Source organism: Pseudomonas sp. Bc-h, from assembly GCF_002080045.1.
Lineage (GTDB): Bacteria > Pseudomonadota > Gammaproteobacteria > Pseudomonadales > Pseudomonadaceae > Aquipseudomonas.
Window position 1 is genome coordinate 1 of sequence record NZ_MUIN01000015.1, and the last position, 13467, is coordinate 13467.

Annotated in this window: 9 protein-coding genes; 6 read left to right on the plus strand and 3 right to left on the minus strand. The window is 58.3% G+C overall.

What is annotated here, in order from left to right:
• Positions 1 to 462: 462 nt before the first annotated feature.
• Positions 463 to 1428 carry a YCF48-related protein gene (locus BWR59_RS27165; protein ID WP_230982108.1) on the plus strand — a complete coding sequence of 322 codons (966 nt, stop codon included), beginning with the start codon at positions 463 to 465 and terminating at the stop codon, positions 1426 to 1428.
• 50 nt (positions 1429 to 1478) lie between these two features.
• Complete coding sequence (locus BWR59_RS27170; RefSeq protein WP_081568785.1) at positions 1479 to 3860, plus strand: RND family transporter; 2382 nt, start codon at positions 1479 to 1481, stop codon at positions 3858 to 3860.
• Positions 3861 to 3994: 134 nt separating this feature from the next.
• Here BWR59_RS27170 and BWR59_RS27175 read toward each other — a convergent pair whose 3' ends face one another.
• A complete protein-coding gene (locus BWR59_RS27175; RefSeq protein WP_081568786.1) occupies positions 3995 to 4846 on the minus strand; it encodes a 3-hydroxybutyryl-CoA dehydrogenase in 852 nt (283 codons plus the stop codon).
• A 14-nt stretch (positions 4847 to 4860) separates the two neighbouring features.
• The gene (locus BWR59_RS27180; RefSeq protein ID WP_081568787.1) at positions 4861 to 6045 is read right to left on the minus strand and encodes an acetyl-CoA C-acyltransferase family protein; all 1185 of its coding nucleotides are present in this window, start codon (positions 6043 to 6045) and stop codon (positions 4861 to 4863) included.
• Positions 6046 to 6229: 184 nt separating this feature from the next.
• Here BWR59_RS27180 and BWR59_RS27185 point away from each other — a divergent pair, with 184 nt between their 5' ends.
• Positions 6230 to 7246 carry an AraC family transcriptional regulator gene (locus BWR59_RS27185; protein WP_081568788.1) on the plus strand — a complete coding sequence of 339 codons (1017 nt, stop codon included), beginning with the start codon at positions 6230 to 6232 and terminating at the stop codon, positions 7244 to 7246.
• A 29-nt stretch (positions 7247 to 7275) separates the two neighbouring features.
• Here BWR59_RS27185 and BWR59_RS27190 read toward each other — a convergent pair whose 3' ends face one another.
• Positions 7276 to 10830: a glycosyltransferase gene (locus BWR59_RS27190; protein WP_168184541.1), complete on the minus strand. Its 3555-nt coding sequence runs from the start codon at positions 10828 to 10830 to the stop codon at positions 7276 to 7278.
• A gap of 350 nt (positions 10831 to 11180) precedes the next feature.
• On the opposite strand from BWR59_RS27190, the gene BWR59_RS27195 reads away from it, so the two are divergent.
• The 3 genes from BWR59_RS27195 (at position 11181) to BWR59_RS27205 (ending at position 13440) form a co-directional block, all read left to right on the plus strand.
• Entirely contained in the window at positions 11181 to 11759 is a 579-nt protein-coding gene (locus BWR59_RS27195; RefSeq protein ID WP_081568790.1) for a methyltransferase domain-containing protein, read from the plus strand.
• Positions 11760 to 11767: 8 nt separating this feature from the next.
• A complete protein-coding gene (locus BWR59_RS27200; RefSeq protein ID WP_081569083.1) occupies positions 11768 to 12604 on the plus strand; it encodes a phytanoyl-CoA dioxygenase family protein in 837 nt (278 codons plus the stop codon).
• Between the two features lie 125 nt (positions 12605 to 12729).
• On the plus strand, positions 12730 to 13440 hold the full coding sequence (locus BWR59_RS27205) for a class I SAM-dependent methyltransferase (RefSeq protein WP_081568791.1): 711 nt from the start codon (positions 12730 to 12732) through the stop codon (positions 13438 to 13440).
• Positions 13441 to 13467: the final 27 nt, after the last annotated feature.

Below are 13467 nucleotides of genomic sequence, written 5' to 3' on the forward strand. Positions count from 1 at the left end.
ATGGTAGTGTGGGGTTTCCCCATGTGAGAGTAGGTCATCGTCAAGATTAAATTCCGAAACCCCATCTGCGAAAGCAGATGGGGTTTTGTTTTTGCGCGCAGAAAAGTTCGCCGGCGTTCTCCCTCCTACCAATTGATCCCAGTGATAACGCTCTAATCACCGGGCCGCTGCTTAACAAAAGATAACGTCATGTCGATTGTCATACGTTTCCAAAGCTGGATAGGATGGGATCGCTTTGGTAAGGCACGTCGCACGCAGGCTAGAGCGCCTGCAGCATGAACGGGCCCTCCGCGAGCACCTAATAAAAATAAAGGAAGGGGAAGCTCCATGCGTGAGCCAGTCATTCGGCGCACTCGGTCCGCGGTCATGCAAGGCGATGACGGTTTACGGACTCTATACACGAGCAAGCCTCTGGACATCCTGTTGTCATTGCTCGTATCCATGAGCTTGTGCGGTACGGTGATGGCAGCCGAAACCTCGCCTGTCGATACGCCTGCCAATGCCGGTGATTCGGCCGTATTCGCTCTTGAGTCAGCCAAGGCCTCTCGCAGCCTGTTGTTGGACGTGACGCATGCTGGCAAACGCATGGTTGTGGTAGGTGATCGCGGCCACATTCTCTATTCCGACGATCAAGGAAAAACCTGGGCTCAGGCCAAGGTGCCGACTCGTCAGTTGCTCACCGCCGTTTATTTTGTCGACGATCAGCATGGATGGGCTGTCGGCCACGATGCGCAGATCCTTGCCAGCAACGACGGCGGCATCACCTGGATTAAGCAGTTCGAAGACCTCAAGCGTGAAGCCCCGCTTCTGGACGTCTGGTTCAAAGACTTGTCCACCGGCATCGCCGTGGGGGCCTACGGTGCGCTTCTCGAAACCACGGATGGCGGGCAGCACTGGCAAGACGTCAGTAACCGTCTGGACAATGAAGACCAATACCACCTTAACGGCATCGCCTACGTAAAAGACGCTGGCCTGTTCATCGTAGGGGAGATGGGCAGCATGTTCCGGTCCTCCGACGAGGGCCAGACTTGGGAAAAAATCGAGGGACCATACCAGGGTTCGCTTTTCGGCGCCGTCAGCACCTCTCAACCCAATACGCTGCTGGCCTACGGCCTGCGCGGGAATCTGTTCCGCTCCACCGACTTTGGCAGCAACTGGGAGCCAATCGCCCTGAAAGGGGAGCGTGGGCCGTTGGAGTTCAGCATCGCCAATGCCTCGCTGATGCCAGATAACTCCATCGTGCTTGTAGGCAATGGTGGCAGCGTCATGCGCAGCACCGATGACGGCGAAACTTTCACTGTCTCCAACCGCTCCGACCGCCTCTCTCTGTCTGGTGTGGCGGAGGACGACAAGGGCAATCTGATTTTGGTAGGACAAGGCGGCGTTCACGTCACCTCGCCGACGGGCGCCGATGTTGCTCAGCAGTAAGAGCTGATTGCGCTCAACAATAAGAACTGACCCGGCGAGGATGCTTTCGCATGACAAATCTTCAACACCATCACGACAAACCGACCCTGCTTGAACGACTGATCTTCAACAATCGTCCGACAGTGATCGGTATTTGCCTGTTGGTCAGCATTTTCCTGTTCTGGCAAGCGACCCTGGTACGCCCCTCCACCAGTTTCGAGAAGATGATTCCACTGAGTCACCCCTTCATCCAGAACATGATGGAACATCGCAACGACTTGGCGAATCTGGGCAATACCGTACGTATCTCGGTTGAGGCCAAACAAGGCGATATTTTCTCCAAGGAGTACATGGAGACCTTGCGCCAGATAAACGACGAAGTGTTTTACATCTCGGGCGTCGATCGTTCTGGCCTCAAGTCGCTGTGGAGTCCGAGCGTTCGCTGGACCGAGGTTACCGAGGAGGGCTTTGCCGGTGGTGAAGTGATTCCGCAAAGTTATGACGGCTCCCAGGAGAGCCTCGACAGGCTGCGCAACAACGTACTCAAATCCGGCCAAGTCGGGCGTCTGGTCTCCAACAACTTCAAGTCCAGCATCATCGATGTGCCGTTGCAGGAGTTCTATCCCGACCCCGCGGACCAAGGCAAATTGCTGCCTCTGGATTACCGCCAGTTCTCTCACCAACTGGAAGAGAAGATTCGCGACAAATACGAAGCGCAGAATCCCAACGTCGACATCCACATCGTCGGTTTCGCCAAGAAGGTCGGTGATCTGATCGACGGCCTGATCATGGTGGTCATGTTCTTCGGTGTAGCGTTCGTGATCACGCTGGTGTTGCTGATGTGGTTCACCCGCTGCCTGCGCAGTACCGTGGCGGTACTGTGTACGACATTGATCGCGGTGATCTGGCAGCTGGGCCTGATGCATGTCGTAGGTTTCGGTCTCGATCCCTACTCGATGCTCGTACCGTTTCTGATCTTCGCCATCGGCATTTCCCACGGTGTGCAAAAGATCAACGGCATTGCCCTGCAGTCCAGCGATGCAGAGAACGCCCTGATGGCGGCCCGTCGCACATTCCGACAGCTGTTTCTGCCGGGAATGATCGCGATCCTGGCCGATGCCGTAGGCTTCATCACCTTGTTGATCATCGACATCGGCGTGATTCGCGAATTGGCGATCGGTGCTTCAATCGGTGTCGCGGTCATCGTGTTCACCAACCTCATCCTGCTGCCCGTTGCGATCTCTTATGCCGGCATCAGTAAGAGAGCGATTGTCCGCAGCAAGCAGGATGCAGTCCGCGAGCATCCATTCTGGCGTCTGCTTTCGAACTTTGCCGCGCCAAAAGTCGCGCGGGTTTCTGTGGTACTGGCGCTGCTCGCCTTGGTGGGTGGGCTTTGGTACGGCCATAACCTGAAAATTGGCGACCTCGATCAAGGCGCTCCCGAGTTGCGGCCGGACTCGCGCTACAACCAGGACAACGGTTTCATCATTAACAATTACTCCACCAGTTCCGATGTGCTGGTGGTGATGGTCAAGACGCCGGCCGAAGGTTGTTCGGCGTATCAGACGTTGTCGGCGATCAACGAATTGTCGTGGAAGATGGAGAACACCCCCGGCGTCCAATCCGCCATATCGTTGGTCACGGTGTCCAAGCAAGTGATCAAGGGCATGAACGAGGGCAACCTGAAATGGGAGTCGCTGTCGCGCAACAAGGACGTGCTCAACAGCTCGATTTCGCGAGCGGACGGGCTGTACAACAACACCTGTTCGCTGGCACCGCTGCTGATTTTCCTCAACGACCACAAGGCCGAGACGCTGGATCGTGCGGTGCACGCCGTGCAGGAGTTCGCCAGCACCAACAACAAGGAAGGGTTGGAATTCCTCTTGGCGGCGGGTAATGCCGGGATCGAAGCGGCAACCAACGAAGTCATCAAGCAGGCGGAGTTGACCATCCTGATTCTGGTGTACATCTGCGTGGCCGTGATGTGCATGATCACCTTCCGCTCCTGGGCGGCGACCTTGTGCATCGTCCTTCCGTTGGTTCTGACCTCTGTGCTGGGCAACGCGCTGATGGCATTCATGGGGATCGGCGTGAAGGTCGCGACGTTGCCAGTGGTGGCCTTGGGCGTGGGTATCGGTGTCGATTACGGCATCTACATCTACAGCCGTCTGGAAAGCTTCCTGCGTGCCGGGCTGCCATTGCAGGAGGCGTATTACGAAACGCTGAAGTCCACTGGCAAGGCAGTGCTGTTTACCGGGCTGTGCCTGGCAATCGGTGTCTGCACCTGGATCTTCTCGGCCATCAAATTCCAGGCCGACATGGGGCTGATGCTGACCTTCATGCTGCTGTGGAACATGTTCGGTGCCCTGTGGCTGCTGCCAGCGCTGGCTCGTTTCCTGATCAAACCGGAGAAGATGGCCGGCAAGGTGGGGAATTCGCTGTTCTCCCACTGATAAGCGCCTGATGCAAAAAAACCGCAACCTGTGAAGGATTGCGGTTTTTTTTGTGCATCGGGGGCGACGCTGAGACTCTGTGGCAGCCGGCAAGCCGGACTGCTGCACCCCCTATGCGTGCCCGTAACGACGACTCAGTTGTAAACGAAGAACCCACGCCCGCTCTTGCGACCCAGATACCCCGCTGCAACCATTTCCTTGAGCAGTGGAGCAGGGCGGTATTTACTGTCGTTGAAGCCCTCATGGAAGGCTTCGACGATGGCCAGCAAGGTGTCCAGGCCAATCAGATCGGCGAGCGCCAAAGGCCCGATAGGTTGGTTGCAGCCCAGGCGCATGCCGTCGTCGATATCCTGTGCTGTCGCCAGGCCTTCCTGCAGCACGAGAATGGCTTCGTTGATCATCGGCACGAGAATCCGATTGACCACGAAGCCCGGACGGTTGCCAGCAGTGATGGCAGTCTTGTTCAGACGCTCGGCCAGCTTGATCGCCACCACATGGGTTTCATCCGCGGTTTGCAGGCCGCGAATGACTTCGATCAGACCCATCATGGGCACCGGGTTGAAGAAGTGCAGCCCGATGAAACGCTCGGGACTGTCGACACTGGCCGCCAGTTGCGTGATCGACAGCGACGAAGTGTTGGAGGCGATCACGCAATCGGTGCCGACGTTCGCCGCGATCTGCTTGAGCAGGCGCAGTTTCAGGTCAAGGTTCTCGGTCGCCGCTTCAATCACAACTTGCGGTTCATTGAGTTGCGCGTAGTCGGTGATGCAGCGGATGCGACCAAGCGCTTCCTCTGCAAGATCCACCGTCAGCGTCTGCTTATTGACCTGGCGTTCGAGGTTCTTGCGCACGGTGGCAAGCCCTCGTTCCAGTGCCGCGTCGTTTATGTCCAGCAGGGTCACGTCGAACCCGGCAATGGCGCACACCTGCGCGATGCCGTTGCCCATGGTGCCCGCGCCGATCACGGCGATGTGTTGCATGCTCATTGAAGGCTCCTCGCTTACACGCGTTCGAAGATGACAGCGATGCCCTGACCGCCGCCGATGCACATGGTCACCAGCGCATAACGACCGCCGATGCGGTGCAGCTCATGAATGGCCTTGGTGGCGATGATCGCGCCAGTGGCGCCGACTGGGTGACCGAGGGAAATACCCGAGCCGTTGGGGTTGACCTTCTGAGGATCGAAGCCCAGTTCGCGGGCCACCGCGCAGGCCTGTGCGGCAAAGGCCTCGTTGGATTCGATGACGTCCAGATCGGCGACGGTCAGGCCGGCGCGTTCCAGCACCTTGCGGCTGGCCGGAATAGGCCCCAGACCCATCATCGACGGTTCGACACCCGCGTGAGCGTATGCCACCAGACGCGCCATAGGCTTCAAGCCATGTTCGCGCACCATGTCGCCATTGGCCATCACCAGCGCTGCGGCGCCATCGTTCAGGCCGGAAGCGTTGCCGGCGGTGACGGTGCCTTCCTTCTTGAACGCGGTTTTCATTTTTTCCAGTTGCTCGGCCGTGACGTCCCCGCGCACGTGTTCATCCTGAGCGAAGGTCACGGTGCCTTTACGGGTAGCAATTTCGATCGGCACGATCTGGCTTTCAAAGCGGCCTTCAGCGATGGCGTGGGCGGCGCGTTGCTGGCTGGCCAGGGCCAGGGCGTCCTGATCGGCGCGGGTGATGCCATAGTTTTCGGCGATGTTTTCGGCAGTGATGCCCATGTGGATGTTGGCGAACGGATCATGCAATGCGCCCAGCATGTAGTCGTAGGCCTGCACGTTGCCCATGCGCGCGCCCCAACGGGCCTGCGGCATGATGTAGGCGCCACGGCTCATGGACTCGGCGCCGCCGGCCAGCACCGCTTTGGCGTCGCCGAGCATCAGCGATTGCGCGGCGGAGACAATGGCCTGCAGGCCCGAACCGCATAGACGGTTGACGTTCATGGCCGGGGTTTCCTTGGTCAGGCCGGCTTCCAGCGCGATGACGCGCGACAGGTAGGCATCGCGGACTTCGGTCGGAATCACATGACCCATGACCACATGGCCGATATGCTCGGGCGCCAGACCGGATTGGCCCAGCGCAGCGCGGCTGACCTGAGTGCCCAGTTCGATGGGCGAGACGTCCTTGAGGGAACCGCCGAATCCGCCGATGGCGGTACGCAGTGCGCTGACGACGAAAACTTCGGTATTGCTCATGTCGACTCCTGAAACCTGTTGAATTTATTGTGGGCTGCACCGACAAACGGCATTTCGGCCAGGTGCGTGTTGCGGGCAAGTCTAGATCGACGGTTGAGACGGGCCTATGCCAAAACTGTCCACATCGGCTGGCGTTCTTTACCATCAGCGCCGTAGTGCAAACTGAAATAAGGAAACGCAGCACATGCGGGAAAAGGATTCAGTGTCGATCTACTTCGTGCAGTTGGTGGTCCACGCGTTGCGCGACCAGCCGTTGCGCCTGCAATCGGTACTTGAAGCAGCGGGCATCGACATGGCGTTGCTGGACAATCCGAGCGCGCGCGTGCCCGCAAGCGCGTTCGCGGCGCTGTGGCTGATCCAGATCAAGGAGCTCAACGACGAGTTCTTCGATCTGGACTCTCATGGCATGCCGCCGGGCAGTTTCGCGCTGATCTGTCGAGGATTGATTCAGGAGCCGAATCTGGAAAAAGCCTTGCGCCAATGCCTGGCCAACTTCGGACTCTTCCTGCGGGACTTTCGCGGCAGCCTGATCGTGCGCGGTCAGCGGGCGATCATCGCAGTGGAAAACCACGCCGAAGATCCGGTCAAGCGGCGCTTTGGTGAAGAGACCTTCCTGTTGTTGATGATCAGCCTGCTGTGCTGGCTGGGCGGGCGACGCATCACCATCGACCGTGCGCAATTTCGCCACAGTCGCGAGCGACTGAGCGACGATTCGCTGTTATGGGGGTTCAACCTGGGCTTCGGTGCGCAGAAAACCGAGATCGAATTTTCCAGCCATTACCTGCGCCTGCCCGTGGTGCAGTCACTTCCCTCACTCAAATCTTTCCTGCGCACGGCCCCGCAATGGCTGGTGATCCGCTTCCGCAATCAGCGCGGGCTGGCGGCGCAGGTGTATCAGCGGCTGCGCAACAGTCATTACGGTCATTGGCCGACGCTGCTGGAAATGGCCGATGAACTAAAGCTCAGCCCGACCACCTTTCGACGCCGCCTGGAGCGCGAAGGGTGTGCCTTTCAGGGCATCAAGGATGATGTGCGGCGCGGCATCGCCCAGCAGAAACTGCACGAGACTGACATGAGCGTGGTCGATATCGCCGCGCTGGTGGGCTTCCAGGAGCCCAGCGCATTTCACCGGGCGTTCAAGAAATGGACGGGAGAAAGCCCGGGTGGTTATCGCACCCGGCACGCGCAGAACGATGCCTGAACAGAGCCTGGCATCTCCCGCGCGTCAGCCTATGGCAACCAGGCCGCTTGCCACGCTTGAATCGCAGCTGGGTCCAGCATCCAGTCGCGCCGTATGTGCTCACGCAGTTGATCGCCCAGCAGCGCGGCACTGGCCAGATCCGATGTGTGGGCGCGGATGACATCCACCCACGCCTGCAAGGTGTTGGGCACCAGGGTGATGGGAAAGTCGCCGTCGTAAGCTCGGACATCGCTGCAGATGAGCGGCACGCCACAGGCGCCGAGCTGCAGCAGATCGACGTTGCCTTTGCAGGTGCTGAACAGATTATCGACGGCGGGCAGTAATGCCAGATCAAGGTCGAGCCCGGCGAGCGCTGCCGGAAATTGATCGGCGCCGGGTAGGTCATGGGATTCATGGCTATGAGCGCGTAATACGCCGTGATGATCCCCCATGACCACCCATTCGACTTCGTCGGTCAACGCCTGGACCACCGTCGAGATCATGTGCAGATCCCGATTTTGCCAGTCATGGCTGACAAGGCCCACCCGAGGTCTGGCACCGCGTGCTCTGCGCGACGACAGGTTGCCCCAGATTTCCGGCTGCAAGCGAGACGGCAGCAGACGCACGTCAGCGTGAAATTCCTTGGCGATATCCGCCAGTACCTGGGTTGAAGCAATCACCCGATCCACCTGGCTCAAGCATTGTTGCAGCAGGTCCAGGCGTTCCGGGCTGAAGGCGAACGCATCTTCGCCGGGGGCATCGGCACCCAAGTGCAAATGGTTGAGGTCCAGCACCACAAATACGTCGGGCAGCACCTTGGCGCGCGTCACCGTTTGCAGATGATCAGCGTCCAGCCGCGCCTGAAAAACGATGACGTCAGGTTTGAATCGCGCCTCCTGCGGGATCGAGAGCGCAGTGCTGCTGAGCATGCCGTCGACGATGGCGTCATGCTTAAGTCGCTCGAATGGCGCGATCACGCGCTCATGGGGCGATGTCCACAGACCACCGGGATAGCCCAGTACGACCGGGACACGGCGCCAAGCCATCGGGCGCCAGACCTGTTGCGTGTTCAGTTCAAGTTCAACCGATTGCAGGTCGAACGACAGATTGCGGTTGAATGCCTTGTCACTGACCAGCGTCGGCAACCATTTTCGGTACATCGCCATTTGCTCGCCGACAAAGCGCTTGCGCTTGGCTTGATGGCTCGCGGTGTCGACGTTGGTTTGACTGACGCTGCCTTCATGGATCAGAACCGCGTGCGGGGTCCAGACATTGAGATAGCCCTGCGCACCGACCTTCAGGCACAGATCGACGTCGTTATAGGAAACGACAAATGCCTCTTCATCAAGACCGCCGACTTCCTCATAGATCGAGCGGCGAACCATCAGGCACGCGGCAGTCACCGCGCTGAGATCCTGGTCGACCTGCACGCGCTGCATGTAGCCCTGAATGTGTTGCGGCTCGCCAATGTGCTGATGCCCGGCGGGGCCGTCCATGCCCAGGCGCACTCCGGCATGTTGCATGCGGCCGTTGGGATACAGCAGTTTGGCGCCGACGACACCCACTTCAGGACGCAGGGCGTGATTGAGCAGTTCATCCAGCCAGTTTGCATGGACGATCGCGGTGTCGTTGTTCAGCAGGACCAGATACTCGCCCTTGGCCTGCGCGGCGGCGACGTTGTTGATCCGCGAGTAGTTGAACGGATGGGGGTAACGCAATACCCGCACCTGCGCCGAGCCCATGGCCTCGATACCTGCCAGCCACTCCAGAGCTTCGGGAGTCTCGCTGTTGTTATCGACGATCAATACCTCGTAATTGGGGTAGCGAGTCGTGTGCAGCAGCGTTTCCACGCAGCGTTGCAGGAACGGCAGTTGATCCTTGGTCGGCACGATGATCGACACCAGCGGCCGCTCGGTATGACCGTAGCGTACGTGATAGCGGCGCGGCAGAGTGTGCTCGACCGACGCTTGCCCATAGCCGCGTACTTTCAGATGACGTAGCAGCGTGTCGATTTCGTGCTGGTTATCGCGGGCGACGGGCTGATCACAGATCAGCAAAGGCTCGCTGATATGGCTGATCGCAGCGCCGCCTTCGCGCTCGATCAGCCGCAGGATAAAGTCGAATTCGGTGGCGTCTGCGAACTGCGGGTCGAAACCGCCGACGTTCACTAGCGTCTCGCGTCGGAATAGCCAGTGCCCCGCCGTGACAAGGGGCAAGCTCAGCAGGTAGTCGAGGTTGAAATCCGGGCGCATGGCCGAAATCAGACCGCCCCGGGGGTGTCGATACATTTCATCGGCGAACGCAGCGTGGGCGTCAGGTGCGTCGAGCAACTTAAGCGCGCTGGCCGTTATGCCGAAAGGGGTAAATTGCGTACCGGCCTCAATGACCAACAGCCAGTCGAAACGGTGGGTCGCAACCACTTGGTTCAGCAGTGTTGCGATGCACGCTCCGCGGATGGTGACACGACTCAGCCGCGCGCCTAGAGCACTGGCGGGCAGGTCGATCTTGTCCGACAGCACCACAACCTGCAACGCGTCGAACAACGGCCCTGCGGGTTGAATACTGTCAAGGGTGCGCTGCAGGGCCTCGGATTCCTGGCCGGTGGTTTTCACCACCAGCAACAGCGACGGCACACCGGCATCGGCGAGGTGCTGGTTAATCCGGTTTTGCTCATCGGGCCGAGGCACACGAAAGTCAAGCCAGGCCGCGACCTGCTGTGGGTTCAGCCGCTGCGGCAAAGGCGCGGACAATTGCGCCAGCAGGTTGAAATCCGAGAAAACGCCTTGGTCTGAGAGACCGCGCATGCCAACCCAGCCGTTGTCCAGCGATGTGCTGGCCCAACCCGCCTCGCGGATCAGTCGATGATAGGCGGGCAGCCAATCGCTGCTCGACCCGGCGATCTCGATGCCTTGTTCGGCGAGATGGCGCGGCGCGATGCGAGTACCGGTCAGCGTTGCCGGCAGCAGAATCAGGTCACCGTCGTGGAGCAAGTTTGCGTACAGCGCCAGATCACTCAGCGGGCCCAGCGATTGGCCGTTGAGCGAGAACAGGCCGTCGCCCAGCGAAGCGAGATCCTCACGGCGACACAGCACGCTGCTCAGTTCGCCAATGAAGTTACAGGTGAACTCGCCCAGCAACGCAACGACGTCCGGTCCGCGCAACACAGAGGGCGTGCTGACGCGAAATCGAGTCGCCAGATTTTCCGCCAGAGGCATATCGGTGGCGTCGAACCACTGGCGATGCGAAGAGACCAATCGCGCCTCGGGCGTGACTTCCAATGCCTTGACCATCTGCTCGATACAATCGGGACCCATGACGGCATCGCCAGACAGGAACTTGATGTACTGGCCGCCAGCTTCGCCAATAGCACGGGCGAAGCAGGCCTCGGCGCCTTGGGGATGTTCATTGCGCAAATAGCGAATCGGCCACGGGCAGGACGCTCCGTACAGATCGATCACGGTTTGCGCCAGACCGTCGGTGGCGTCATCGCACACCACGATTTCAATCGCGTCGTGGGTTTGCTCGATCACGCTGCGCAATGCTGTTTCGAAGAACTCGGTGCGGCAGACAGCGATGACGACACTGACCAGTCGTTGAGAATCCATCTTGGTATCCGGTAGGTAAAAAACGTGCTTCAGCGCCGCTATTTTCAATTGCTGCGCAGCCATGCCCACGCGGGAAACGGGCTGCCATGAAAATGACGCAGGACTCATTAAGGGGCTCTAAAGCAATAAATCGGCCAAGCGGAATGAGAACCGGGAAAAGCCGTTTATGGAGCGCACTGTGAATGGACGACGAATGACCGTCGGGCGAGTTACGCCTTGAGGCGCGACGAAAAGCGTGGTTGATTAGATTAATGATCGCCGACGCGAGGCCGATACGCGAAACACAGGCCGAGCATTTCACGCCGATCACACACCAATCTCTGCCCTTGGGGCAGACAGCAGGATCCATAATGGCGACACCTTCGAAATTCGATAACGACACCTACCAGCTGGCCCGCGATCATCTGGCGGAGTTCGTCACAAGGACTGCCGAGCGCTTGCGCGAAGAGTCGGGGAAGTTACTGGAAGTCGGTCCTCAGAAGCATTCCCTGGTCAGGGAGAGTTTTACCAACTTCGCCGTCGACACCTTCGATATCGTCGATGATTACGCGCCGAAATTCGTAGGTGATATCACCAAGGTGAATGATTTCATCAAAGAGAGTTCCTACGATTGTGTGGTCTGCATGGAAGTTATCGAACACACGTTGAATCCGTTCGATACCGTCAAGGAAATCCGCCGCATCCTCAAGGATGAAGGCTACTTGCTCATCTCGGCGCCCTTGAACTGGCGCATTCACGGCCCGTCGCCAGATTGCTGGCGGATTACTGAGCATGGCTGGAGTGCGCTATTGCGCGATTTCGATATCGTTGAAATCGACATTCTGGAATCGCCGGACCGTGAGTTGTTCCCGATCAGATACAACGTTCTTGCGCGCTGCAACAAGTCCAAGCAGACCCAGGACAGCGAACTGACATTCCGCTGGATATGAAACCCGCCATGCGCAGCACACTTGAGTCGCTCAACGATCTTGTCAGCGATATTTCGTCTGAAACCTTTTGCCCCGAGGTGTTTCGCAAGACCGGCGTGTTCGTCGTGCGCAATGCCGTCCCCCTTGACGTGGTGGACGCCTGGCAAAGTGAGTGGAAAGTGTTCTATGCCCAAGTGTTGCAAAAGGGCAGGGACGTGAATCGGGCAAACCCGGTCTCACTGAACGAGCAACTTCCTGAGGGGCTTGCGCATATGTACCGCGAGCCTGTTTTCGCGAACACCTTGAAGCCGCTGATGGGCGATCACATTGCGCTGTATAACCATCGTTTTGTCATCAAGGATGCATTGAGCTCGAACAAGGTATTTCTGCATCAGGACAGTTGTTATCACGCAGGCAACGTGAACAAATGCAGTGTCTTTGTTCCGCTCAGCATTGCCAACAAAGACAACGGAAGCCTTACGTTTCACCTCGGTTCGCACAAACTCGGCGTACTGGGCGATGCGGGGGAAATCAATCCAGCGAGTTTCGATGTGCAGTGGCCAACGGTGACACCCGAACTGTCGCCAGGCGACTTCATCATCATGGACAGCCGTTTGTGGCATGAGTCCGGGCCGAATACTTCCGGTATCGACCGAGTCATGGCCGACATGATTATTCAACCTGCCGACGACCCCACCGGGCAGGAACTGATCAGTGGGGAATGGCAGACCGATATCTTCTATTCACCGAAAAACCTCACTCGCCATTTCGTCAACTCGCGAATTCTCAAGATCGTCAGATACGAGAAGGAGTTGGCGCAGTTGAGGGCAGAAGCGTTACAGGTCATTAGTCAAAATGATGAATGATTCAGCGCACGGGCGTATAAGCACCCGTTGATGGCTGAGTTCAAGTCGGTCTGGAAATCATGAGCAGAAACCGCATGTGACAACGCATGCTGATTGTTTCCGGGTAGTTCATTCGAGGAGAGAAAATGGATACGTGTCTTGCGACGAGTACTTATGCGCCATCAGAACTCATGCACATCCGCCCCTATCGCGTGCTGAGCATCGATGACGGTCGCGAAGAGGAGGTGAAGTTCTTCATGCCGCCAGCCGACGGCGCGGGCAGCCTCACCGCGTTCGAGTCTGTGATGCTTCTCAAACTTGTTCGGGCGATCAACCCCGACTTCATCTTCGAGTTCGGCACGTTCGATGGTCGCACCACTCGTCTGGTCCTTGAAGACCTGCCGGATAACGGAGATTCGAATCCGCGAATCTACACGCTGGATCTTCCTGATACCGATGGCATCGTTTTCCAGGGAGATGACAAGTTGCTGGCAGAAAAGGCTGTGCTGTCGACCCGCAAGTACAACCAGTCGCCGAAGAAGCACAGGGTGAAGCAGATTCTGCAGGACTCCATGACCTTTGACCCGACGCCGTACAAAGGCAAGTTCGATTTCATCTTTGTCGATGCCAACCACGAGTACGAATACGTCAAGAAAGACACTGAGAATTCGCTTCAGATGCTGGGCGGGGAGCGCAATTGCATAGTCTGGCATGACTACGGCAATCCGCAGTTCCCTGAGCTCACACGCTATCTTGAAGACCTGGCGAACACGATGGAGCTGTACCACATTGAGGGCACAATGCTGGTGTTCCACATGCGCGGCATGAAAATCGGGGATGAACGCCTGCGCGGGTGATTGAAACGAACTCGAAACGGCGCCGAC